Below are 23,601 nucleotides of genomic sequence, written 5' to 3'. Positions count from 1 at the left end.
GCCAACCCCCAAGACAACGGATCCACTTCAGTTTCGGAGCGATCACCGTGACGCCTGAATCCCATTCCCCGACCAGTACGGACGACCCCACGCTCGGCCCGCCGCCCGGCTGCCCCGCCCACAGCCGCGGTCCCGGCGGAGTGCGCCGGCTGTACGGCCCCGGCGCCGAGGACCTGGGAGCCGTGTACGAGGAACTGCGGGCCGAGCACGGCTCGGTGGCCCCGGCGCTGCTCCACGAGGACGTGCCGATCTGGGTCGTGCTCGGCCACGGCGAGAACATGCACATGGTGCGGAACCCCTCGCACTACTGCAAGGACAGCCGGTTGTGGACTCCCATGCAGGACGGCACGGTCAAGCCCGACCACCCGCTCATGCCGCACTTCGCCCGGCAGCCCATCTGCTGCCACACCGAGGGCGACGAGCACCTGCGGCTGCGTGGCGCGGTCACTGGCGCCATGTCGACCATCGACCACCGAGGCATCCGCCGCTACATCAACCGCGCGACCCAGCACCTCGTCAACCAATTCTGTGAGGAGGGCAGCGCCGACCTGGTCAGCCAGTTCGCAGAGCACCTGCCGATGGCGGTGATGTGCGAGATCCTCGGCATGCCCGACGAGTACGGTGACCGGATCGTGCAGGCAGCCCGCGACATGCTCAAGGGCACCCAGACCGCGATCGCCAGCAACCAGTACGTCATGGATGCCCTGATGCGGCTCACCGCCCGCCGCCGGGCCGAGCCCAAGGGCGACTTCACCAGCCACCTCATCAACCACCCGGCGGGGCTCGACGACGAGGAGATCGGCCAGCACTTGCGCGTGGTCCTGATCGTCGCGTACGAGAGCACCGCCAACCTCCTCGCCAACGTGCTGCGGGAGGTGCTCACCAACCCGGGGTTCCGCGCTCAGCTCAACGGCGGCCAGATGACGGTGCCCGAGGCGGTGGAGCAGTCCCTGTGGGACGAGCCGCCGTTCAGCACTGTTTTCGCCTACATCGCCAAGCAGGACACCGAGTTGGGCGGCCAGCACATCCGCAAGGGTGACGGACTCCTCCTCGGCATGGCACCGGGCAACGTCGACCCGCGGGTCCGGCCCGACCTCGAGGTCAACATGCAGGGCAACCGCTCCCATCTCGCCTTCAGCGGCGGTCCCCACGAATGTCCGGGCCAGGACATCGGCCGCGCCATCGCCGACGTCGGCGTCGACGCGTTGCTGACCCGTGTGCCGGACATCCAACTCGCCTGCGGGGAGGACGAGCTGCGCTGGCGGTCGTCCGTCGCGAACCGGCACCTGGTGGAACTGCCGGTGAAGTTCGCGCCGAAGCCCCAGCAGGACGTCATGCAGCGGCCCTCGATCAACCCGGTGCCGCCGCAGCGACCGAACAACTGGCAGGTCAGCACGGAGCAGCCACAGCCCACGGCTCCGGAACCCGCCATCCGGGCCGGCGAGCCCACGTCGGCGACGGCGCCCGCACCGGCCCGCCGGCCGGGTGTGTTCCGGCGCCTCATGCGCTGGTGGCGCGGCGACTGAGACGACCGGTCACCGGGGCTACCCCGCCCACTCCTCGTACGACGACCAGGCCCGCAGCGCACGCGGGCTGACGAACCGGTGCTCGTGCCCCGTGACCGGATCGGTGAACTCCAGGACCCGCGCCAGCAGTTGGAGCGGGCGCCGGAAGTCGCCGTCCGGCACGGGGCCGGTCACCACGGGATAGAGGGGATCGCCGAGGATCGGCACCCCCAACGCGCTCATGTGCACCCTCAGCTGGTGCGTCTGCCCGGTACGCGGCATCAGCCGGTACCGGGCACGCTCGTGCTCGTGCTCCAGCAACTCGACCCGGCTGACGGCATTGGGCTCGCCCTCGACCTCGCGGGCCGCCAAGACCCCGCGCTCCTTGACGATCCGGCTGCGTACGGTGCGGGGCAGGGCCAGTCCAGGGGCGTACGGCGCCACGGCCTCGTACTCCTTCGTCACCTGCTTGTCCCGGAACAGCGACTGGTACGCGCCGCGCTCCTCGGGCCGCACGGTGAACAGCACCAGCCCGGCTGTCAGCCGGTCCAGCCGGTGCGCCGCGCCGAGCGTAGGGATGCCCAGCTGCCTCCGCAGCCGCGCCAGGGCCGTCTCGGCGACATGGCTGCCACGCGGGGTGGTGGCCAGGAAGTGCGGTTTGTCGGCCACCACGAGGTGCTCGTCCCGGTATATGACGTCGACCGCGAAGGGCACCTGCTCCTCGTCCGGCAGCTCCCGGTGGAACCAGACGAACATCCCTGGTACGTACGCCAAGTCCCGTGTCACCGGACGCCCGGTGACGTCCACGATCTGCCCCGCGTCGAGCATTCGGTCGATCACCCCGGCCCCGGCCGCGAGCCGCGCCACGAGATGATCCCGCACGGTCGCCCACGCGTCCCCGGCCGGCAACCGCACCCGTACCGGATCCACCCCGTCGCGCTGCGGCAGGGGAGAGGGCGGGGGCGGGATACGGCGTCTCATCATGATCAAGCATACGAGGGGCGTGGCGTGCCGGGCTCGCGCTCCATCGCCCGGCCGTTCTTGTGCCGCAGGTCAGGGAGCTGCCCTCGACGTCACCAGCTCCCTGATCCGCTCCGGGTTGGTTTACGCAACCGCTGTGGCTGCGTTGTGGCGGTCCCCGCAGTGTGGGCAGACACCGGCGGTGGCCGAGTAGTGAGCGTCGGCCCTTGTTCGGTCATGGGTGGGACCATGAGGCCCTGTCCTAGGGGTAGGGCGTCCCACGCGATTGTTGTGTCGTCCGGTGAGGGTGTGCCATTCGAGATTTCCCCGCATCCAGTGCCGCAGTCCGGCGAGGTAGCGGGTGAGTTCGGGCGAGGCATGGCGCGCGACGTCGGGTTCCAGACGCAGATACGCACGCATGAGGCGGTCGTGGAGCTCACCGGTCGCGCACATGCTCCGTTCGAGAGACCATCCGTGGCGTGCGGAGAGCACGGTGGGCAAGCTGTGGCTCCCGATGTCAGCGCTCTCTTTGGCAACCGAATACAGGTCGTTCACCAGCATGATCATCAATGAGGCAGCGAGCGACAGAGACCGGACACCAGGATCTTCCCAGTCACGGACAGGTAGTTCGTAGCCGCCGACGACATCGATCAGTACCAGGCAGGCCATGGCCCCGTTGTACTTGCGATGGGCCAGGTACTCCGCGGGATCGGGAACGTGCCCCGCGTTGCGCCATGCGTTTTCCGCCGCCATTGCCAGGAACGTGGCGATGGTCTCGTGGCGCAGACGGCCTACTTGCGCCGGGGTGCCCAAGCGTGTGATGTGTTCCGCGGTCTCGCGGAGCGCACGTGCCACTGGGTCACTGCCGACAAAGCCCTCGGTCGCGGGGCAGTCGGGCAGCCGGGAGCCGTTCTCCAGCGCGGTCAACGACCCCGCGAGCCGTGAGGCGCTCATGGCGAGGCTGACGCCTTCGATTCTCTCGTCGCAATAGTGATCGTCCGCGGCGAACAGGGCGGTTATGTTGCGGGCCGCGAGCATCAGGTGATCGTGGTCGACTGCGTCAGGGTGCGTGAACGCGGCGAACGTGCCGAACCGGTAGCCGTTCAGCTCAGTCCGCTGTCCCGGGAAGAGATCAAGGCTCAGCGCCCACTCGACGATTTCCTCGTCCGCCTTGCGAGCCGCCGTCTCGTCGCATGTGACCGGAAATGGGCACAACACGCTCGGCACTGACAATTCCCGCGCGGAGTTGTAGCTCTTCATTCATCTATGGTGCGATGCGCGGGTCCCGCTGGGGAATGGCTGGTTCTGGCCACAATGGCAGCGATCCCCAAGTCCTTTCGCCTCGCAGCAGCACCGACCGTCCCTGTCGCATCGGATTTCGTGCGGGATTCAGGCAGGGTGGCCGGCCTTGACCGGGGCCGCAATTTCTACGATGCGCCGGGCCTGGCAACGGGGAGCCTGCAAGGCCACCTCGCTGGAGGGGCCATCGCCAGCCACATGGGAGGCGTCGTAAGAATTGCCTGACTGAAACTGGATGGGGTCGGAGTAGCCGGGGGCACGATGGTGCCGCCCCAGTGGTGGAACGTGGGCCGGCCGGCACTGCCTTGCCTGCCGACGCCGCCCGCACCAGATCATCCTGATGGCCGAGGGCACCGGCATCGAATTCATCGGCTGCGGCCACGCCTTCACCCTCACCCGCGAGGTGCTACTCGCCGGGCCGGCAGCGCGATGCGGGGTCTGAGCAGCACGGGGCCCACCACCCGCACTGGGTAGCGGCGTCCAGCAGGATGCGAACCGGGAGGCGTTGGACGCGTGTGCGGAGGACCCGTCGTGCACGAGCTTGCCGGTGCCGTAGCCGTACGCGACTCGGCCCCGCCGGGTGGGATTCCGGCGGGGCCTTCGTCATGTGGTGGGCTCCTGCCCCTACTTGCGCTCACTCACGGCACCCTCGTGCCGAGGATGCCGCCGCGGACGCTATTGAGTCGGTGTCGGGAGGGGTTCCGCAGGGGCAAGTTCTGGCGCCGAGTGCCCTCGTTGGGTACTGACAGCCCTCCACAGGAAGCCGAGTCCTACGGTGACCAGCAAGAACAGAATGGTGAACCACTGGAAGTACCAGTGCCCGCCCGCCGGGTCGTACACCGCCGCGCGGGGCCAGGCGAGGTTGACGGTCATGAAGAGGCCGTAGACGAGGGCGATCGCGTTGACCGGGACGCCCCAGCGGCCGAGGGAGAAGAGGGGGCGGCCCTCTTCGTCGACGCCGTCCGCGCCGGGGAACTGCCCGCGCAGGCGTCGCACCAGCAGAGGGCCGGTGACCATCGCGTACGCCAGGTACAGCATCACGATGCAGGTGGTGCCGATGGCCAGGAAGGCTTCCGGGGAGGCGAAGTTGAGGAGCAGTACGGCGGCCGCGAGGACGCCGACGACCAGGGCCGGGGCGTTCGGCATGCCGGTGCGCGGGTTGACCTTGGCGAGGCGGGCGGAGAAGGGGAGCTGGCCGTCGCGGGCCATGGAGAAGAGCATCCGGGAGGCGGCCGTCTGGATCGCGAGGGTCGCCACCGCGATGGCCACCACGACGTCGGCGAGGAGCGCGCGGCCGACTCCGTCGCCGAGGGTGCTGGTCAGCACGTAACTGAGGCCCTCGACTCCGAGCCGTCCGTCGGTGAGGCTCGGGGCGGCGAGGAGTCCGCCGAGGACGATCAGACCGCCGAGCAGGCCCGCCGCGCCGAGCGCGGTGAGGATCGTGCGGGGTGCGGTACGGCGCGGATCGCGGGTCTCCTCGCTCATCTCGCCCGCGCTGTCGAAGCCGATCATCACGTACGCCGCCATGAAGGAGCCCACCATCAGCGCGCCGAAGAGGCCGGTGCTGCCCTCGGCGGTGTGGAAGGTGATGCCGGGGGAGCGCTCGGAGTGGGTGAACAGGAGCACGATGATCAGGGCCGCGCCGATGATCTCGGCGGTCACACCGACCCGGTTGATCAGGGACATCACCCGGTTGTCGAGGACGTTCACCAGCGTGGTCAGGACGAGCAGGAGCACGCCGAAGACCGCCGCGTTGGCCGCGCCGTCGGCACTGGTGGGCGTCGGATCGCTGCCCACCAGCTGGAAGCCCGACCAGATCGCCGGCAGCACCATCTGCAGCGCGAGCGCCGCCGCCGCGACCACCACGATCTGCCCGATCACCATGATCCAGCCGGCGAACCAGCCGAAGGAGAGGTTCGAGAGCCGCGAGGACCACTGGTAGATCGCTCCCGAGATCGGATAGCGCGCGGCCAGCTCCGCGAAGCACGCGGCGACCAGCAACTGGCCCACCAGGACGGCCGGCCAGGTCCAGAAGAAGACGGGGCCGCCGAACGCGTACCCGAACGCGAAGAACTGGAAGACGGTCGTCAGTACGGAGATGAAGGAGAACCCGGCGGCGAACGAGGCGTACCGGCCGAGGCTGCGGTGCAGCTCCTGGCGGTAGCCGAACTGGGCGAGGGAGCCGTCTCCGGGGGACTCGGGAGGGTCGGGGCGGACGTCGGAGGGGGCGGTGGTCGTCACGTGGCACCTGCCTTCGGCGCGAAAGGGTGGGCGGTATTCCTGTCGGGTGACAGAAATTAGGGAGGGCCTGTTTCGCTCGTGTGACGTGGCCATGTCTGGGGCGGGCCTAAGTCCTCACGCCCTTCCGCCGGGCTTCGAAGCGCCCTCGGCCCCGGGCTTCGGAACGCTCTTCCGCCCGGCTCCGAATCGCGATACATCGTGTCTATTGACGACTGCTTCGGAGACGCGATATGTTCGGCTACGGATATTCGGAGACGAGGTGAGGTCGTCATGGCACTGAAGCGGCGCAAGCTGAGCAACCCGCTGGCGCTTGCCGTGATGGCGACCCTCTGGCAGAAGCCGATGCATCCGTACGAGATCGCCCAGACCCTGCGCCGTCAGGGCAAGGACACCAGCACGAAGATCAACTACGGATCGCTCTACACGGTGGTGCAGAACCTGGAGAAGCACGGCTTCGTCGAGGTCACGGACGTGGAGCGACAGGGCAACCGTCCGGAGCGCACGATCTACGGCATCACCGACTCCGGGCGCCAGGAGATGACCGAGTGGCTCTCCGACCTGATGGCCGTCCCGGCGCGGGAGTACCCGATCTTCGAGACCGCGCTCTCGCTGATGGGCGCGCTGCACCCCGATGAGGTGACGCGCCTGCTCGAAGAGCGGCTCAACTCCCTGGAGGTGCAGGCCGCGAGTGGCAGGGGGGCGCTGGAGAAGCTGTACGAGACGCTGCCCCGGATCTTCCTCGTGGAGACCGAGTACCAACTGCACATGGTCGAGGCGCAGGCGGAGTGGGTCCGCGGCTTCCTCGGGGAGATCAAGGCAGGCGCCCTGCCCGGGGTGCAGGCCTGGCGGAGCTTCCACGAGACCGGGGAGATGCCGCCGGAGTTCCAGGACTTGGAGGACCGCCCCGTCGACAAGTGACCCGACATGAACAGACCCCGGCAGAGCTGTTGGAGCAGCCCCGCCAGGGTCTCGAACCCCGAACCGGACCCGCGGTGAGGCAGGCCAGGCGATCGAGGTGCGGCACACCCAGGATAGCCCGGCGCTCTTCACGCGGATCGGTCCACATCCGCTGCCTGCGGATCTGTAGTCATCCGCTCACAAGGAGAGCAGTCGTCATGAATACCCGTGCGCCCGCAGTGCAGGCGCGTCAGCTGATCAAGACCTATCCCGGTGACGTCACCGCGCTGCGCGGCATGGACGTGACCGTCGAGGCGGGCACCGTCTTCGGGCTGCTCGGCCCGAACGGCGCCGGCAAGTCCACCACCGTCAAGATCCTCACCACCCTGGCCCGCCCCGACTCGGGCACCGCCACCGTCGCGGGCCACGACGTGCTGCGCCATCCGGACCGGGTGCGCCGTGCGATCGGCGTGGTCGCCCAGAGCTCCGGCGCCGACCCGGTGGCGACCGGCCGGGAGAACCTTCAACTCCAGGGCAGGCTCTACGGGTTGAAAGGCGCCGACCTGGGCCGCCGGGTGGACGAGCTGCTCGACCGCTTCACACTCGCGGACGCGGCGAAGCGCCCGGTCAAGGGCTACTCGGGTGGTATGCGGCGCCGCCTCGACGTCGCCCTCGGCCTGGTCCACCGCCCCGAGGTGCTCTTCCTCGACGAGCCGACCACCGGCCTGGACCCCGAGGCGCGCAACGCGATGTGGGACGAGATCGCCCGCCTCGCCGGGGACGAGGGCCTCACCATCCTGCTGACCACGCATTACCTGGAAGAGGCCGACCGGCTTGCCGAGCGCATCGCGATCGTCGACCGGGGCCGAGTCGTGGTCGAGGGCACACCGGATGCCCTCAAGGGCGAACTCCGCGGGGACGCCGTCCACTTGGAGCTTCGCGAAGCGATCGGCGAAGCCGGCCGTACGCTGCTGAACGGAACCCTCACCCAACTGGGAGGCGTGCACGAGGCGTTGTTCGACGGGCGCCGGATCAGTGTCCGCGCCGACGACGGAGCCGCCGCGATGCCCGCCCTGCTCGGGGCACTTGAGCGGGCCGGGGTCACCGTCGCCGCGGCCACCGTGGCCCGGCCCTCGCTCGACGACGTCTATCTCCGCTACGCGGGCCGCCGTTACTCCGAGGCGGAGGCCGAAGCAGCCGACTCCACCGGGAACCTCGCCCTCGCCGGAGGTGCGCGATGAGCACCGCCGTCTCCCAGACCTGGTACATGACGCAGCGCCAACTCATGGTGTTCGTACGCCAGCCGGCGTTCCTGCTGATCACGCTGATCCAGCCGGTGGTCTGGCTGTTCCTGTTCGGCAACCTCTTCAAGAAGGTCGTCGAGCTGGGCGGCTTCGGCACCACCTCGTATCTGGACTACCTCGTGCCCGGCGTGGTCGTGATGAGCGCGCTCAGCTCCAACATGTGGGCGGGCATGACCACGCTCGACGAGATCCAGCGGGGCACACTCAACAGGTTCCTGACCACGCCCGTCAGCCGGGCGGCCCTGATGAACGGCAACGTCGTCAACAACGGCCTGGTCACCGCGTTGCAGTCGGTCATCATCGGACTGCTCGGACTGCTCGGCGGCGCGGAGTATCCGGGCGGGATCGGAGGCGTCCTCATCCTGATCGTCGCCTCGGTGCTGCTCGGTACGATCTTCGGGGCGCTGTCCAACGCGCTGGGCATGCTGGTCCAGGAGCGCGAGTCGATCATCGGCATCAACACGTTCCTGCTGCTGCCGCTGACGTTCTTGTCCACGGCGTTCATGGCGCCTTCCCAGATGCCCGGCTGGATGCGGCACATCGCCGACTTCAACCCGCTCAACTGGGCGATGGTGGCGGGCCGTTCGGCGCTGTCCGCGGACCCCGACTGGGGTGACGTGCTCAGCCGGGGCGGCGCACTGCTCGCGCTGGCGGTCGCCGCCGTGTGGCTGTCGATCCGGACGTTCAGGTCCTATCAGCGGTCGGTGTAGCCCACTCGGAAGTGACTCACCCGGAAGCGTCAGCCAGAAGTGACTCACCCGGAAGCGTCAGGAGGCGGCTCGCGTGACGCGTGGCCGCCTCTCGGCGTTCGCCCGGGCCCGCCTCAGGCGGACGCCTCCTGCTCCGCCTCCACCTGCGCGTTCCACTCCCGCTTCGTCGCCTGCCAGCCGTCCTCGTTGTGGCCGAGCCGCCAGTAGCCGGAGATCGACAGGTCCTCGCGCGAGAACTCGTGCTCGACCCGCAGCAGCCGGCGCAGCTCCTTCACGAAGCCAGCCTCGCCGTGCACGAACGCGTGCACCCGGCCCTCGGGGAACTCCAGGGCGCGTACGGCCTCGACGAGCGCCTCGCCGACGGGCCGACCGCCTCGGTGCAGCCAGACGACGTCCACGTCGGAGTTGATCTTCTGCTCTTCCTCGGGCCCTGAGACCTCGACGAAGGCGTGCGCCACGGCGCCGTCGGGCAGCGCCTCCAGGGCGGCCGCGATCGCGGGCAGTGCGCTCTCGTCACCGGCCAGCAGATGCCAGTCCGCGCTCGCGTCCGGTGCGTAGGCGCCGCCGGGACCCATGAACCGTACGAGCTCGCCCGGCTGGACGTTCGCCGCCCAGGGGCCGGCGAGGCCCTCGTCGCCGTGCACCACGAAGTCGAGGGTCAGCTCGCGGTGTTCGGCGTCCCAGTGGCGCACCGTGTACGTGCGCGTCACGGGCCACTGGTCGCGCGGGAACTCCTCGCGGATGACCTTCATGTCGAACGGCTCGGGGTAGGTGACACCTTCGGCGCCGAACAGCAGCTTCACATAATGGTCGGTACTGGTGCCCGCGGTGAATTCGGCGAGGCCCTCGCCGCCGAGGACGACCCGCTGCATGTGCGGTGTCAGCCGCTCGGTCCGCACCACCTGTGCGGAGCGGGGCTTCGGGGTCCTGCGTTCCGGACGCTCTGCCATGAAGGCCTCCAAATTCACATTGCTTAGGCTTGCCTAAGTTAGCACCTCTCTCTAGTTAACACCTCAAACCTGAAGAGTCGAGAGCAACCTGTGCAACGAACCGCCCAGACCCCAGCGTACGGCCAGTTCGTCCAGTGCCGCCGGATCACGCGGCGCGTGCGGCAGCGCGGTGTCGACGTCCGGCAGGGGGACGTCGCCGGCGACCTTGACGACGGTCGGTGCCACGGCGACGTACGGCCGTGACTCGTCGAGGCGCTTGCGCTGCGAGGGCGTCAGCTTGGCCTTCGGGTCGTCGACGGCGGCCATGATCCCGGCCAGGTCACCGAACTCGGCGAGCAGCTTGGACGCCGTCTTCTCCCCGATGCCGGGGACACCGGGCAGCCCGTCGCTGGGGTCGCCGCGCAGCAGCGCCAGAGTCGCGTAACCCGGGCCGTCGACGCCGTACTTCTCGCGCAGCCAGGCCTCGTCGGTGACTTGGAGCATGCCGACGCCCTTGAGGGGATAGAGGACGCGGACTCCCCGCTTGTCGTCGACCAGTTGGTACAGGTCGCGGTCGCCGGTGACGATGTCGACCGGGCCGGTGGCGCGTCCGGCGAAGGTGCCGATCACGTCGTCCGCCTCGTACCCCTTGACGCCCACACGTGCGATGCCCAGCGCGTCCAGGACGTCCTCGATGACGGGCACCTGGGGGGACAGCGTGTCCGGCACCTCTTCCTCGTCCGGGCCGGTCTCGGTCTCCACCGCCACGCGGTGCGCCTTGTAGGACGGGATCAGGTCGACCCGCCACTGCGGGCGCCAGTCCGCGTCCATGCAGGCCACCAGGTCGTCGGGATGGTGGTCCTTGACCAGGCGGTCGATGAATTCCAGCAGCCCGCGCACGGCGTTCACAGGCGTGCCGTCCGGGGCCTTCACGGAGTCGGGAACCCCGAAATAGGCCCGGAAGTACAGGGAAGCGGTGTCGAGCAGCATCAGGCGTCTGGTCACGCCTCAAATCATGCCGTACGGCACTGACAGCGACCGCCCCGGAACGTGACCTGAACCACTCTCGTGTTTGCTCCGCATAAGCGGGGGCAGGCGCCGCTTCTGAGCAAGGCCGGTTGCGTGTTCAACCGTCGTTCGTCCGGCATTCGTCCGACGTTCAACAAACCGGCCGTTCAAGCGCTCCACCGTCGCAGCGCTCAAACCGTCCGACCGAGAGGCACACGTGTCATCCAGGCTAGAAGCCGAGCACCTGTACAAGGTGTTCGGCAGACGACCCGAAGAGGCGATGGAGCGGCTCCAACAAGGAGTCGACCGTGAGGAACTGCGCGCCGACGGCATCACCGCCGCGGTGATCGACGCCTCCTTCACGGTGGAGCCGGGCCAGATCTTCGTGGTCATGGGCCTGTCCGGTTCCGGCAAGTCGACGTTGCTGCGCATGCTCAACGGACTGCTGGAGCCGACCGGGGGCCATGTGCGCTTCGACGGTCAGGATCTGACGAAACTCAGCGCCCGCGAGCTGCGCGAGGTCCGGGCGAAGAAGATCAGCATGGTCTTCCAGCACTTCGCGCTCTTCCCGCACCGCAGCGTCCTGGAGAACGCCGCCTACGGCCTGTGCGTACAGGGCGTGCCGCGCGCCGAGCGCAACGAGCGTGCCGCCAAGGCACTTGAGCTGGCGGGCCTCGCGGGCTGGGAGAAGTCCTGGCCCGACGAGCTGTCCGGCGGTATGCAGCAGCGCGTGGGCCTGGCCCGTGCGCTCGCCACCGACGCCGATCTGCTGCTGATGGACGAGTCGTTCAGCGCCCTCGACCCGCTGATCCGCCGCGACATGCAGGACCAGCTGATCGAACTCCAGAAGAAGCTCAAGAAGACCATCGTCTTCATCACGCACGACCTCAACGAGGCCATGCGCCTGGGCGACCGGATCGCCGTCATGCGCGACGGCCGCATCGTCCAGATAGGCACCGCCGAGGACATCCTGGTGCGCCCCGCCGACGACTACGTCGCCTCCTTCACCCAGGACGTCGACCGCTCCCGCGTGCTGACCGCCGAGTCCGTCATGGACACCGACCTGCGCGGCGACGAGGCGGACTGCGCCTGCGAAACCGCCACGCCCACCACGCCGTTCAACGAACTCTGCGCGATCAGCGCCCGCGTGTCGCACGCCGTCGCGGTGCTCGACAAGAAACAGAAACTGGTCGGTGTCGTCCCGCGACAACGGCTCGTCGGCTACCTCGGCGATGAGCAGGGGACCCCCGTCCGCTGTGCCACGCCGCGCGACGAGGCGGTGAAGGCCGGTGCCTAGGATTCCCTTCGGTGACTGGGTCAACGACGCCGTCGACTGGCTCCTGAACCACATGGCGTGGCTCTTCGACTTCTTCAAGACCGTGTTCGACGGCGCCTACGACGGCATCAACGCCGTCCTCCAGGCCCCGCAACCGCTCCTCCTCGCGGGCATCTTCGCCGTGATCGCGTTCTGGCTGCGCGGCATGTCCGCCGGTGTCCTCACCTTCGTGGGATTCGCCTTCATCGACTCCCTCGAACTGTGGGAGGACGCGATGGTGACCCTCTCGCTCGTCCTCGTGGCGACACTCATCGCGCTCGTCATCTCGGTGCCCGTGGGCATCTGGGCGGCACGCTCCGACCGGGTCAGCAGTGTCGTGCGCCCCGTGCTCGACTTCATGCAGACCTTGCCCGCGATGATCTACCTCATCCCGGCGATCCTGTTCTTCGGCACCGGCGCCCCCGCGGGCATGGTCGCCACCCTGATCTTCGCGCTGGCCCCCGGCGTCCGCATGACCGAGCTGGGCATCCGCCAGGTCGACAAGGAACTGGTCGAGGCCGCCGACGCGTTCGGCACCACCCCCCGCGACACCCTGCTGCGCATCCAGCTGCCGCTGGCCCTGCCCAGCGTCATGGCGGGCGTCAACCAGGTCATCATGCTGGGCCTGTCCATGGCCGCGATCGCCGGCATGGTCGGCACCGGCGGCCTCGGCGGCGACGTGAACCAGGCCATCGGCCAGCTGAACGTCGGCCTCGGCTCCGAGGCGGGCGTCGCCATCGTCATCCTGGCGATCTACCTGGACCGCATGACCAGCGCCCTGGGTACCCAGGTCTCGCCGCTCGGCCGCCGCGCCGCCGCCAGGCTGCGGGCCGCACAGGGCCTGAAGATCTGGTCCTACCGCCCCCGCCCGGCCGTGGCTATGGTCGGCGTCGTCGTGCTCGCGCTGGTCGCGGGCGGCATGGGTATGTTCGGCGGCACGGACTCGACGTCCACCGCCGCCGACAGCAAGAACGTCGGCCAGGGCAAGAAGATCAGCATCGGCTACATCCCGTGGGACGAGGGCGTCGCCTCCACCTTCCTGTGGCAGGAGATCCTGGAGCAGCGCGGCTACGAGGTCGAGACGAAGCAGCTCGACGCGGGCCCCCTCTACACCTCCCTCGCTCAGGGCGACATCGACTTCGAGACCGACTCCTGGCTGCCGGTCACCCACGAGCAGTACTGGAAGAAGTACGGCAAGGACCTCGACGACCTGGGCTCCTGGTACGGCCCGACGTCCTTGGAGCTGAGCGTCCCCTCGTACATGAAGGACATCAACTCCCTGGCGGACCTCAAGGGCAAGGCCGACGAGTTCGGCGGCAAGATCACCGGCATCGAGTCCAGCGCCGGAATGATGAGCCTGCTCAAGACCAAGGTGCTCAAGGAGTACGGGCTCGACAAGGAGTACAAGGTCGTCGACAGCTCCACGCCCGCCATGCTGGCCGAGCTGAAGCGCGCGTACTCCAAGAAGGAGCCGATCGTCGTCACCCTGTGGTCGCCGCACTGGGCGTACAGCGACTACGACCTGAAGAAGCTCAAGGACCCGAAGGCCGCCTGGGGCTCCGGCGACGGCGTGCACACGCTCTCGCGCAAGGGCTTCGCCCAGGAGAACCCGGTCGTCGGCGAGTGGCTCAAGAACTTCAAGATGACCGAGGAGCAGCTCACCAGCCTCGAGTCGGAGATCAACAAGGCCGGCCAGGGCAAGCAGCAGGACGCCGTGCGCGCCTGGCTGAAGAAGAACCCCGGCGTCGTCGACAAGCTGGCCCCGGTCAAGACCAGCACGGCCAGTGCCGAGACCAAGCGCGCGCTGGACGTCGCCTGGTTCCCCTGGGACGAGGACGTAGCCGTCACCTACCTGTGGAAGAACGTCCTGGCCCGGCGCGGCTACACGATGAACATGAAGCAGATGGACGTCGGCCCCGTCTACACGGGCCTTGCCTCCGGTGACCTCGACCTCAACTTCGACGCCTGGCTGCCGTACGCCCAGTCCAACTACTGGGATCAGCACAAGAACGACCTGAGAGACCTCGGCACCTGGTACGAGCCGACCTCACTGGAGATCGCCGTCCCCTCGTACGTGAAGGACGTCAAGTCCCTCGCGGACCTCAAGGGCAAGGGCGACACCTTCGGCGGGAAGATCATCGGCATCGAACCGGGCACCGGCGAGATGAACCTGCTCAAGACGAAGGTGCTGCCCGGCTACGGCCTGGACAAGGAGTACAAGGTCGTCGACGGCTCCACGCCCGCGATGCTGGCCGAGCTGAAGCGCGCCTACGCCAAGAAGGAGCCCGTCGCCGTCGTCCTGTGGTCCCCGCACTGGGCCTACAGCGAGTACGAGCTCACCAAGCTCGCGGACGACAAGAAGCTGTTCGGCGAGGGCAACACGATCCGGACCATCTCCAGCAAGGACTTCCCGGAGCAGTACCCGCAGCTCACCGAGTGGATCAAGAACTTCAAGATGAGCGAGGACGAACTCGGCAGCCTGGAGTCCGAGATCAAGGACCAGGGCCAGGGGCACGAGGAGGACGCCGTGGCCGCGTGGCTGAAGGAGCACCCGGACATGGTGGAGCGGATGACTCCGCAGTAGTTCGCAAGTAGTTCCCAGGTGGTTCGGCGAGGGGTGACCCTTCGTCGCACGGGTCGCGTGTCCCGTGTGGCGAAGGCCACCCCTCGCGGAGTTCCCCGCGCCCGCGACTCGTCCGTACGCTCGGCTCCCCTCCTCCCTGCGTTCCTGTGAGACCTCCGTGCGATCCCTGCTCCGCTCAGGCCACCTCGTCGCCCTCCTCGTGGTGCTGGTGACGGCCGTGCCGCCGGGTGCGAGCGCGGAGCCGGTGTCCGCCGCCACGGCGAGGCTCGCCTCGCTCGTCGGGGACGTCCGGGACGCCGACGGCTTCGTGTACGACCTGCGGGACGACACCGGCCGCACCATGGACACCGCGCAGATCATCCGGACGCAGGACGGCACCTATCTCGCCGTCTACCACTCGACCCTCGCCGACGGCCGCTTCCACTCGGCCGTCGCCACCTCCACGGATCTGCGCACCTGGACCCGCCGCCACGACTTCGGCGCGGGCACCAGTCAGCCCACGCTCGCCGCCGACGGCGCCGGTGGCTACGTAGCCGGTGGCTACTTACTGGCGTACGAGAAGGATCCGGACAACCACATCGCGGTACGCGGCTACGCCGATCTCGACGCCCTGCTGGCCGGGAAGCCCGCCCACGCCTACGACGCGCCGCGCACCCTCTCGCGCTGCGCCGAGGGCACGCCGGACATCACCTCCGTGCACGACGGCACGGTCGAACTCACCGGGCACTACCGGGCGCAGTGCGACACCGACCGTCAACTCCGGGCCACACTCAGGGACTTCACGACCTGGCACGCCGAGCCCGACCAGCGCCTCGACCGGGCGCTGGAGGCCTGGGGGACCGGCGGCAACATAGGCGACCGCTCGTCCCTCGAACTCGGGGGCAGCGAGCTGGTGTTGATAGAGGGGCAGCGGTGGCGCGAGGACTTCGGGAGCTGGCGGACTTACGCCTACGATCCGGCGACCGGACGGGCCGACCGGCTGACCCTGCGCACCCATGGCGCGAGCCAGGCCTTCGCCAACCCGTCCGCGACCCTGCTCACCGACCCGGACGGGCATCCGGCCCTGCTGGTCAGCGTTTTCGTCCCGGGCGAGGGTGCGGCGCCCGGGGAAGCGGGCCAGCTCGTCTATTGGCGCGAACTGTAACCCTGACGCTCCTTCCATGTGACGGCGATGTGACGGGTGCGTGAAACGGTTTGCCGAACATGCGTAGGGTGCAAACAACTCATCAGAAGTAGTGGACCGAAGCAGTAGCCGTAGTAGCGGCGGACCGACGATTCGAGGGAGGGAGCCGGAGCGATGGGCGACCACAAAGAACAGCCCCTTCGGGTGGGCGCGGCAGTACGGCGGCGCCGCCGTGCACTGGACCTCACCCTCGCCGTCGTTGCCGAGCGCAGCGGCCTGTCGGTCCCCTTCCTCAGCCAGGTCGAGAACGAGCGGGCCAGGCCCAGCAAGAGCTCCCTGGAGAGAGTCGCCGACGCGCTCGGCACCACCGCCGTCGAGCTGCTCGCCGCCGCCGACCCGGCGTGCAGCGTCGACGTCGTGCGCGCCGAGAGTGCCGAGTACGCCCCCGAAGCGCGAGTGCGCCCCCTGGTGCGCGGTCACCACCAGCTGCACGCCACCGAGTTCACCGGCGACCACGACGAGGGCCGCGAACTCCAGCTCCGCAACGACAAGTTGATGTACGTCGTCGACGGCGCCGTCGAGGTCGAGGCGGAGGGGCGTGCCCATCGCCTCGGGCGCGGCGACACGATGTATCTGACGGGCGGCGTGCGGCACCGGTGGCGGGCGACCGTGCCGGACACCCGGGTGATCGTGGTCGAGGTCGCCGACCACATCGACGCGGTGGAGGACCGCCACAACGTTGGCAGGCGCTGACGCCCCCCGCGTGGTGTCGCTCGTGCCCTCGCTCACCGAGGCCGTGGCCCTGTCCCTGCCCGGAGCCCTGGTCGGCGCCACGGACTGGTGCAGCCATCCGGCGGACCTCGACGTCGTCCGGATCGGCGGCACCAAGAACCCCGACGTCGAGGGCGTCGTGCGGCTCGCCCCCGACCTGGTCGTCGCCAACGAGGAGGAGAACCGCGAACCCGACCTGACCGCCCTGCGAGCGGCGGGCATCGAGGTCCTGGTCACCGAGGTACGGGACGTGCCGGGGGCCTTCCGCGAACTGGAGCGGGTGCTGCGGGCGTGCGGGGCGCCGGCCCGGCCGCGCTGGCTGGACGAGGCGGAGAAGGCGTGGGCGGAGCCGGTGGTTCCGGACCGTCGTACGACCGCCGTCGTGCCCATCTGGCGACGGCCCTGGATGGTGCTCGGCCGGGACACCTTCGCGGGTGACGTACTGGCCCGCCTGGGCGTCGACAACCTGTACGCGCACCACGAAGACCGCTATCCGCGCATCCCACTGCCCGAGCTCAGGGCGGCGGCACCCGAACTCGTGGTCCTGCCCGACGAGCCGTACCGCTTCACCGCCGAGGACGGACCCGAGGCGTTCGAGGGCGTGCCCTGCGCGCTCGTCGACGGACGCATGCTCACTTGGTACGGGCCCTCGCTGGCGCGGGCTCCGCGGCTGTTGGGCGAGGCGCTGCGAGCAGCTCGCCGCTGACCAGGCCGCGGGCGGTGTGGACTGCGGCCACCGACCAGGCCGCCACGAGCAGGACGTACAGCGCGACCGCGAGCCCGTCGAAGGCGACGAGACCGGTGTGCCGGGCCAGCCCCTCCGCGCCGGTGACGCAGGTCCCCACCGGGAAGGTGAACGCCCACCACGTCATCGAGAAGCCCATGCCCCGGCGGCGGGCGCGCAGCACCATCGCGGTGGCGAGGGCGAGCCAGAGGAGCGCGAAGCCCATCACGGGGACTCCGTAGAGGACGGCGAGAGTGCCGAAGCCCCGGTCGTACGGGGCGGGCACCACGCCGGGCGCGAAGTCCGCGAACTTGCCGACCGCGGTCGTGGACTGCCCGAGCGGGCCCAGTACGAGGAACAGGGCCGGAGTGAGGGCGAGGGGGAGCGGTCCGCCGGTGATGAGCCGGGCGAAGATCAGCGGCAGCATCAGCGAGGTGGCCAGCAGGCTCAGGCCGAACATCGCGAAGCAGCCGAGGAGGAGGGTCTCCTGCGCCTGCCCGGCGGGAAGATGCGGGACGAGTAGCGGGCCGAGGGCCGCGGACACCATCGGGGCCACGACGGGGAGCAGCCATACGGGGCTCGCCTGTCCGGGCTCGATGCGATGCCGGACCACCATGAGGTACGGGACGGCCACCGCGCAGGTGAGACCGAGAGCCGTACCGGCGCTGAACAGGACGGCGTCCAGCGCGACCGCCGCCTCCGTGCCGATCCAGTCCTGGCCCACGACCAGGGCGCCGCCGCCCACGGCAAGGAGGGCCATGGACAGACAGCCGTAGAACGGGGCCGTCGCAGGGTCGAGGAGGCCGGCGCGGGCCTGGTCGCGGTGGTACGTCCAGTGCAGGGTCCGGGCGGCGAGCAGGACCACGAGCATCGCGAGCGACAGCGCCCAGACGGCTGCGCAGAGGGTCCGCAGGCCCGGAACGGTTCCGGGGAGTCCGGCGCCAGCCGTGGCCACGATCGCGGTGCCCATCACCGAGGCGTACCAGTTCGGGCCGAGATACCGGAGGGCGGTGGCCCGTGAGGCTCCGGCCTTGGAGAACGACGTGGCGGGCTGGACTGCGGTGACCATGTCTCCACGGTCCCGCCGCGGGGCGCTCCCCACCAGGGAGCACCGTTCTATGAGGGCATAAGCTGGGTTTATGAGTGGCAGTGCTGAGGAGCGGACGGGAATCGCGCACCGGGTGCCGGATCTGGGGGCGATGGAGCTGTTGCTCGCGGTGGCCCGGCTGGGGAGTCTGGGGCGGGCCGCGCGCGAACTGGGCATCACGCAGCCTGCGGCCAGCGGCCGGATCCGCTCGATGGAACGCCAACTCGGCGTGGGCCTCGTCGACCGTTCACCGCGCGGGTCCCGTCTCACGGACGCGGGGGCGCTGGTCACGGACTGGGCGCGGCGGGTGGTGGAGGCGGCCGAGGCGTTCGACGCGGGGGCGCAGGCGCTGCGGGATCGTCGTGACTCGCGGCTGCGGGTCGCGGCGAGCATGACGATCGCCGAGTACCTCCTGCCGGGGTGGCTCATCGCGCTCCGCGCGCAGCGTCCCGACACGGCTGTGTCCCTCCTCGCCGGGAACTCGGCGACCGTCGCCGAACGCCTTCTCGCGGGCGAGGCCGACGTCGGGTTCGTCGAGGGCCTGACCGTGCCGGCCGGGCTCGACTCCGCGGTCATCGCCCACGATCGGCTGATCGTGGTGACGGCGCCGACTCATCCGTGGGCGCGTCGTCGGTCGCCGCTGTCTGCGGCGGAGTTGGCGTCGACGCCGCTCATCCTCCGCGAGGAGGGGTCGGGCACGCGGCAGGTCCTCGATACGGCCCTTGGCGGTCTCGCCCGGCCGCTCATCGAGCTGTCCTCCACGACGGCGGTCAAGGCTTCGGTCGTCAGTGGTGCGGGGCCTGCGGTCCTGAGCGAGTTGGCCCTCGGTGAGGAGCTCTCCGCCCACCGGCTGGTGAGCATTCCGCTGTCGGATGTCCAACTGCGGCGGTCCCTACGGGCGGTGTGGCCGACGGGGCATCGGCCTACGGGGCCGGCGCGCGATCTGTTGTCGCTTACGCGGGGGGTGTGAGGGGTTGGTTTTTTCGCCCCCTCCGCCCCTACCCGTTCCCGTCACTTGGGGGCTCCGCCCCCAAACCCCCGCTCCTCAAACGCCGGAGGGCTGAATCTCTCCCCGGCCGGAGCTGAAATCTTTCGCCCCGGCCGGGGTAGATCTTTCAGCCCGTCCGGCGTTTGAGGACGAGCGCGTCAGCGCGATGCGGGGGTCTGGGGGCGGCAGCCCCCCAGGAACAAGGGACGGGAAGGGGCGGAGGGGGCGAAAAACCGCTGGCGCAACCCGATTCGCCCCCCGCACCATGCGGGACATGACCCCGACCGCCCCGCCCGCCGCAGGCGTCCGCACCCCGTGGGGAGACCTACCCCACCCCGTCCGCGACGCAGTCGCGCAGGTGCTCGGCGCCCCGGTGACCGAGGCGGTCACCCAGCACGGCGGCTTCTCACCCGGCGTAGCCGCCCGCGTCACCGCGGCGAACGGCCACCGCGCGTTCGTGAAGGCGGTCAGCGCCGACACGAACCCCCACAGCCCCGAACTCCACCGCAGGGAGGCGAGAAACGCCGCCGCGCTGCCACCGGGCACCCCCGCGCCCCGCCTCCTCGGCGGCTACGACGACGGCACCTGGGTAGCCCTCGTCTTCGAGGACGTGGAGGGACGCCAGCCGCATGTCCCCTGGCGAGAGCCCGAGTTGAGGCTGGTCCTCGACGCCGTGGGCGACCTGAGCCGCAGGCTCACACCGTCACCGGTGGACGCGCCAAGAGTGACGGAAGCCATGGCGGACTCGTTCCGCGGCTGGCAGCGCATGGCCGACGAGGGCGACACCGGCGAGGGCCTCGACCCGTGGACCGCGGGTCATCTGCGAGAGCTGGCCGAACTCTCCGCCCCCTGGGGCGACTTCGCCGCGGGCGACACCCTCGCGCACAGCGATCTCCGCGCGGACAACCTGCTCCTCACGGAAGACCGGCGCGTGGTCTTCGTCGACTGGCCGCACGCCATGAGGGCCGCGCCCTGGTTCGACCTGCTGGTGATGCTGCCGTGCGTCCGTGCCCAGGGCGGCCCGGACCCGGAAGAGGTTTTCACCGCCCACCCGCTGGGCAGGGACGCCGACCCCGAGGGCGTCACGGCCACCCTGGCGGGCCTGGCCGGCTTCTTCGTCCAGCACTCCCGGCAGCCTCCGCCCCCGGGCCTGCCGACCCTGCGCCCCTTCCAGCGCGCTCAGGGCGACGCGGCCCTGGAGTGGCTCAGGAAGCGGCTTGGACCAACGCACGCATGACCCGCAGATCCTCACCCATCTCGGGATGCCACTGGACCCCCAGCACCCAGGCGGGGGAGGCGAGTTCAATGGCTTCGACCGTCCCGTCCAGCGCGTGCGCAGAAGGCAGCAGGCCGGCGCCGAGACGGTCCACCGCCTGGTGGTGGTAGGTCGGCACGGCGGTCGGTTCCGGCGCGACACCGGCGTACAGACTGCCGGGCACCGGGGTCACGTCATGGCGCCCGAACACCCCGACGTCCTTCACATGCCCGTCGAGGTGCTGGACGAGCGTGCCGCCGAGGGCGACGTTCAGGAGCTGCATGCCCCGGCAGATGCCGAGGAGCGGGGTGCCGGAGGCCAGCGCGGCTTCGATCAGGGCGAGTTCCCAGGCGTCGCGCTCCGGCGCGGGGGGCCCGGTGCGGGGGGAGCGCTCGGCGCCGTAGCGTGCGGGATCGACGTCAGGCCCGCCCGCGACGACCACCGCGTCGAGGCGGGCGACTGCCGCCGCCGCGTACGCCGGATCGTCCGGCGGCAGCATCACGGCGAGCCCGCCTGCCCGCTGCACGAGCCGCGGATAGCCGACCGGCAGCAACGCCGCCTCCAGCTCCCAGACGCCCCAGCGCGCCTTGGAGTCCAGATACGTACTCACACCGATCAACGGCCTGTCCACGCCGCCTCCTTCGAGCTCAATGGAACGCCCCGATACCTTTCCGGCGGCCTCACGTCAGGAACCCCCGCAGCAGCGCCGCCGTCCCCGAACAGTGCTCCCGCATCATCTCCCGCGCCCCGTCCGCGTCCCCGTCGAGTACCGCCTCGACCAGCGCGATGTGCTGCCGCTGGGAGTGCTCCAGGTTGCGTACCAGGAGCGGGATGCAGTCGAGGAGGTCGTTCACGGAGGCGCGTACGGCCGCGTACTGGGCGGTGAGCGAGGGGGAGCCGCACAGTTCGGCGAGGGTGAGGTGGAGCATGGTGTCCAGGCGGCGGTAGTCGGCCAGCGGAGCGTCGTGCGTGCGGGCGAGCGCCTCGCGCAGCCGGTCGGCCTGCTCGTCGTCCAGGCCGTGGGCCGCGCACAGGCCCGCCGCGCCCACCTCGAGGACCTCGCGGAAGCGCAGCACGTCTTCGATGTCGACCTCGGCGAACCGGCGCCGCAGCTCGTGCTCGCCGGGCGCGTCGGCCCTCGGCAGCACGAACGTGCCGCCGTACCGGCCGCGCCGCGACTCGACCAGCCCCTGGTCCTGCAGCACCTTCAGCACCTCGCGCAGCGTCACCCGGCTGATCCCGAGCCGCTCCGCCAACTCCCGCTCGGCGGGCAGCCGTTCGCCGCCCGGCACCAGGCCGAGCCGGACGACCTGGAGGATCTGCTCCAGCGCCTCCTCGAAACCGTTGCCCGCCCGCACCGGCCGCAGCACCGGCGTGAGCCGGTCGTCCAGGCCCGCCGGACCGCCGCCCACGCCGCCCGGAGCGCCCTCAGGACCCGCCTGCGTCATCTGGTCGTGCCCCCTTCCCAAGCAATGGTTCTCAGCAATACCTTATGACTCTCGGCTGACCCAAGGAGGCTTTTCCGGTGGCAGACCGCACACCCCCGCTCACCGTCGAGGAGTTGCACGCCCTCGTCGCGGGCGGCGAGATCGACACCGTCGTCCTGGCCTTCCCCGACATGCAGGGCCGGCTCCAGGGCAAGCGGTTCGCCGCTCGCTTCTTCCTCGACGAGGTCCTCGAACACGGCACGGAGGGCTGCAACTACCTCCTGGCCGTCGACACCGAGATGAACACGGTCGACGGGTACGAGATGTCCTCCTGGGAGCGGGGATACGGCGACTTCGCCATGCACCCCGACCTGAGCACGCTGCGCCGGGTGCCCTGGAACGAGGGTACGGCCCTGCTCATCGCCGACCTCGCCTGGAACGACGGCTCCCCGGTGGTGGCCGCGCCCCGCCAGATCCTGCGCCGCCAGCTCGACCGCCTCGCCGAGCTCGGCCTCACCGCGCAGGTCGGCACGGAACTCGAGTTCATCGTCTTCAAGGACACCTACGAGCAGGCCTGGGACGCGCACTACCGCGACCTCACCCCGGCGAACCAGTACAACATCGACTACTCGGTCCTTGGGACGGGACGGATCGAGCCGCTCCTGCGCCGCATCCGCAACGACATGCAGGCCGCGGGCCTCGTCGTCGAGTCCGCCAAGGGTGAGTGCAACCCTGGCCAGCACGAGATCGCCTTCAAGTACGACGAGGCCCTCGTCACCTGCGACCAGCACGCCGTCTACAAGACCGGCGCCAAGGAGATCGCCTCCCAGGAGGGCGTCTCGCTCACCTTCATGGCGAAGTACAACGAGCGCGAGGGCAACTCCTGTCACATCCACCTCTCGCTCGCCAACAAGCACGGCACCAATGTGATGGCCGGCTCCTCCGACGACCCGGGCGGCATGTCGGAGATCATGCGGCACTTCCTCGCCGGGCAGCTCGCCGCACTCCGCGACTTCTCGCTCCTCTACGCCCCGAACATCAACTCCTACAAGCGGTTCCAGCCGGGCTCCTTCGCCCCGACCGCCGTCGCCTGGGGCTACGACAACCGCACCTGCGCCCTCCGAGTCGTCGGCCACGGCCGCTCGATGCGCTTCGAGAACCGGCTCCCCGGCGGTGACGTCAACCCGCACCTGGCCGTCGCCGGACTCGTCGCGGCCGGTCTGCACGGCATCGAGCAGAAGCTGGAGCTGCCGGAGGCCTGCGCGGGCAACGCGTACACCGCCGGGTACGAGCACGTCCCCACCACCCTGCACGAGGCGGCCGAGCTCTGGGAGAACAGCTCCGTCGCCCGGGCCGCCTTCGGCGACGAGGTGGTTGCGCACTACCGCAACATGGCGCGCGTCGAGCTGAACGCCTTCGACGCCGCGGTGACCGACTGGGAGCTGCGCCGCTCCTTCGAACGTCTGTGAGGCCG

General features: G+C 69.8%; 20 protein-coding genes. 12 read left to right on the top strand and 8 right to left on the bottom strand.

Annotated features, from left to right (window positions below):
• Positions 1 to 47 precede the first annotated feature (47 nt).
• Positions 48 to 1,526, top strand: a complete 1,479-nt coding sequence (locus OG219_RS10015; protein WP_266825015.1) for a cytochrome P450 — start codon at positions 48 to 50, stop codon at positions 1,524 to 1,526.
• An 18-nt stretch (positions 1,527 to 1,544) separates the two neighbouring features.
• Here the strand turns inward: OG219_RS10015 and OG219_RS10010 are convergent, their stop codons facing one another.
• From OG219_RS10010 to OG219_RS10000, 3 genes are all read right to left on the bottom strand, one after another.
• A complete protein-coding gene (locus tag OG219_RS10010; protein WP_266825013.1) occupies positions 1,545 to 2,486 on the bottom strand; it encodes an RluA family pseudouridine synthase in 942 nt (313 codons plus the stop codon).
• Positions 2,487 to 2,609: 123 nt separating this feature from the next.
• Positions 2,610 to 3,725, bottom strand: coding sequence for a terpene synthase (locus OG219_RS10005; RefSeq protein WP_266825012.1), 1,116 nt, complete (start codon positions 3,723 to 3,725; stop codon positions 2,610 to 2,612).
• 714 nt (positions 3,726 to 4,439) lie between these two features.
• Complete coding sequence (locus tag OG219_RS10000; protein ID WP_266825010.1) at positions 4,440 to 6,005, bottom strand: amino acid permease; 1,566 nt, start codon at positions 6,003 to 6,005, stop codon at positions 4,440 to 4,442.
• A gap of 270 nt (positions 6,006 to 6,275) precedes the next feature.
• Between OG219_RS10000 and OG219_RS09995 the strand changes: the two genes are divergently transcribed.
• From OG219_RS09995 to OG219_RS09985, 3 genes are all read left to right on the top strand, one after another.
• Positions 6,276 to 6,923 carry a PadR family transcriptional regulator gene (locus OG219_RS09995; RefSeq protein ID WP_266825008.1) on the top strand — a complete coding sequence of 216 codons (648 nt, stop codon included), beginning with the start codon at positions 6,276 to 6,278 and terminating at the stop codon, positions 6,921 to 6,923.
• 197 nt (positions 6,924 to 7,120) lie between these two features.
• Entirely contained in the window at positions 7,121 to 8,143 is a 1,023-nt protein-coding gene (locus OG219_RS09990) for an ATP-binding cassette domain-containing protein (RefSeq protein WP_266825006.1), read from the top strand.
• Positions 8,140 to 8,916 carry an ABC transporter permease gene (locus OG219_RS09985; RefSeq protein ID WP_266825004.1) on the top strand — a complete coding sequence of 259 codons (777 nt, stop codon included), beginning with the start codon at positions 8,140 to 8,142 and terminating at the stop codon, positions 8,914 to 8,916. The genes OG219_RS09990 and OG219_RS09985 overlap by 4 nt, the downstream gene beginning before the upstream one ends.
• 113 nt (positions 8,917 to 9,029) lie before the next feature.
• Here the strand turns inward: OG219_RS09985 and OG219_RS09980 are convergent, their stop codons facing one another.
• Positions 9,030 to 9,866 carry a siderophore-interacting protein gene (locus OG219_RS09980; protein WP_266825002.1) on the bottom strand — a complete coding sequence of 279 codons (837 nt, stop codon included), beginning with the start codon at positions 9,864 to 9,866 and terminating at the stop codon, positions 9,030 to 9,032.
• A gap of 63 nt (positions 9,867 to 9,929) precedes the next feature.
• Positions 9,930 to 10,850 (bottom strand): 5'-3' exonuclease, encoded by a 921-nt coding sequence (locus OG219_RS09975; RefSeq protein WP_266825001.1) that lies wholly within the window; start codon positions 10,848 to 10,850, stop codon positions 9,930 to 9,932.
• A 220-nt stretch (positions 10,851 to 11,070) separates the two neighbouring features.
• On the opposite strand from OG219_RS09975, the gene OG219_RS09970 reads away from it, so the two are divergent.
• The 5 genes from OG219_RS09970 to OG219_RS09950 all read left to right on the top strand — a co-directional run bounded on the left by OG219_RS09970 (position 11,071) and on the right by OG219_RS09950 (position 17,352).
• On the top strand, positions 11,071 to 12,150 hold the full coding sequence (locus OG219_RS09970; protein ID WP_266825000.1) for a glycine betaine/L-proline ABC transporter ATP-binding protein: 1,080 nt from the start codon (positions 11,071 to 11,073) through the stop codon (positions 12,148 to 12,150).
• The gene (locus OG219_RS09965; RefSeq protein WP_266824999.1) at positions 12,143 to 14,752 is read left to right on the top strand and encodes an ABC transporter permease/substrate binding protein; all 2,610 of its coding nucleotides are present in this window, start codon (positions 12,143 to 12,145) and stop codon (positions 14,750 to 14,752) included. Before OG219_RS09970 ends, OG219_RS09965 begins: the two co-directional genes overlap by 8 nt.
• Before the next feature lie 157 nt (positions 14,753 to 14,909).
• Positions 14,910 to 15,896, top strand: coding sequence for a hypothetical protein (locus OG219_RS09960; protein ID WP_266824998.1), 987 nt, complete (start codon positions 14,910 to 14,912; stop codon positions 15,894 to 15,896).
• Between the two features lie 153 nt (positions 15,897 to 16,049).
• On the top strand, positions 16,050 to 16,628 hold the full coding sequence (locus OG219_RS09955) for a helix-turn-helix domain-containing protein (RefSeq protein ID WP_266824997.1): 579 nt from the start codon (positions 16,050 to 16,052) through the stop codon (positions 16,626 to 16,628).
• Positions 16,615 to 17,352, top strand: a complete 738-nt coding sequence (locus tag OG219_RS09950; RefSeq protein WP_266824996.1) for a helical backbone metal receptor — start codon at positions 16,615 to 16,617, stop codon at positions 17,350 to 17,352. The genes OG219_RS09955 and OG219_RS09950 overlap by 14 nt, the downstream gene beginning before the upstream one ends.
• Here the strand turns inward: OG219_RS09950 and OG219_RS09945 are convergent.
• Complete coding sequence (locus OG219_RS09945; RefSeq protein ID WP_266824995.1) at positions 17,279 to 18,439, bottom strand: TDT family transporter; 1,161 nt, start codon at positions 18,437 to 18,439, stop codon at positions 17,279 to 17,281. The two genes, OG219_RS09950 and OG219_RS09945, sit on opposite strands and share 74 nt — an antisense overlap.
• Positions 18,440 to 18,509: 70 nt before the next feature.
• Here OG219_RS09945 and OG219_RS09940 point away from each other — a divergent pair, with 70 nt between their 5' ends.
• Both OG219_RS09940 and OG219_RS09935 read left to right on the top strand, forming a co-directional pair.
• A complete protein-coding gene (locus OG219_RS09940) occupies positions 18,510 to 19,427 on the top strand; it encodes a LysR family transcriptional regulator (RefSeq protein WP_266824994.1) in 918 nt (305 codons plus the stop codon).
• Positions 19,428 to 19,719: 292 nt separating this feature from the next.
• Positions 19,720 to 20,682 (top strand): phosphotransferase family protein, encoded by a 963-nt coding sequence (locus OG219_RS09935; protein WP_266824993.1) that lies wholly within the window; start codon positions 19,720 to 19,722, stop codon positions 20,680 to 20,682.
• Here the strand turns inward: OG219_RS09935 and OG219_RS09930 are convergent.
• Entirely contained in the window at positions 20,651 to 21,331 is a 681-nt protein-coding gene (locus OG219_RS09930; RefSeq protein ID WP_266824992.1) for a gamma-glutamyl-gamma-aminobutyrate hydrolase family protein, read from the bottom strand. The two genes, OG219_RS09935 and OG219_RS09930, sit on opposite strands and share 32 nt — an antisense overlap.
• 49 nt (positions 21,332 to 21,380) lie before the next feature.
• Positions 21,381 to 22,148 (bottom strand): FadR/GntR family transcriptional regulator, encoded by a 768-nt coding sequence (locus OG219_RS09925; protein WP_266824991.1) that lies wholly within the window; start codon positions 22,146 to 22,148, stop codon positions 21,381 to 21,383.
• Between the two features lie 77 nt (positions 22,149 to 22,225).
• On the opposite strand from OG219_RS09925, the gene OG219_RS09920 reads away from it, so the two are divergent.
• Positions 22,226 to 23,596 (top strand): glutamine synthetase family protein, encoded by a 1,371-nt coding sequence (locus OG219_RS09920; protein WP_266824990.1) that lies wholly within the window; start codon positions 22,226 to 22,228, stop codon positions 23,594 to 23,596.
• Positions 23,597 to 23,601 lie beyond the last annotated feature (5 nt).

Origin of the sequence: Streptomyces sp. NBC_00038 (assembly GCF_026343635.1) — a bacterium.
GTDB lineage: Bacteria > Actinomycetota > Actinomycetes > Streptomycetales > Streptomycetaceae > Streptomyces.
This window is presented reverse-complemented; position numbering and strand designations above follow the sequence as displayed.

Coding starts and splice junctions, on each gene's coding strand:
- OG219_RS09985 (WP_266825004.1), top strand. CDS start 8,140: ATGAGCACCGCCGTCTCCCAGACCTGGTACATGACGCAGCGCCAACTC.
- OG219_RS09925 (WP_266824991.1), bottom strand. CDS start 22,148: ATGACGCAGGCGGGTCCTGAGGGCGCTCCGGGCGGCGTGGGCGGCGGT.
- OG219_RS10005 (WP_266825012.1), bottom strand. CDS start 3,725: ATGAAGAGCTACAACTCCGCGCGGGAATTGTCAGTGCCGAGCGTGTTG.
- OG219_RS09945 (WP_266824995.1), bottom strand. CDS start 18,439: ATGGTCACCGCAGTCCAGCCCGCCACGTCGTTCTCCAAGGCCGGAGCC.
- OG219_RS09980 (WP_266825002.1), bottom strand. CDS start 9,866: ATGGCAGAGCGTCCGGAACGCAGGACCCCGAAGCCCCGCTCCGCACAG.
- OG219_RS09955 (WP_266824997.1), top strand. CDS start 16,050: ATGGGCGACCACAAAGAACAGCCCCTTCGGGTGGGCGCGGCAGTACGG.
- OG219_RS10010 (WP_266825013.1), bottom strand. CDS start 2,486: ATGAGACGCCGTATCCCGCCCCCGCCCTCTCCCCTGCCGCAGCGCGAC.
- OG219_RS09995 (WP_266825008.1), top strand. CDS start 6,276: ATGGCACTGAAGCGGCGCAAGCTGAGCAACCCGCTGGCGCTTGCCGTG.
- OG219_RS09940 (WP_266824994.1), top strand. CDS start 18,510: ATGAGTGGCAGTGCTGAGGAGCGGACGGGAATCGCGCACCGGGTGCCG.
- OG219_RS09935 (WP_266824993.1), top strand. CDS start 19,720: ATGACCCCGACCGCCCCGCCCGCCGCAGGCGTCCGCACCCCGTGGGGA.
- OG219_RS09990 (WP_266825006.1), top strand. CDS start 7,121: ATGAATACCCGTGCGCCCGCAGTGCAGGCGCGTCAGCTGATCAAGACC.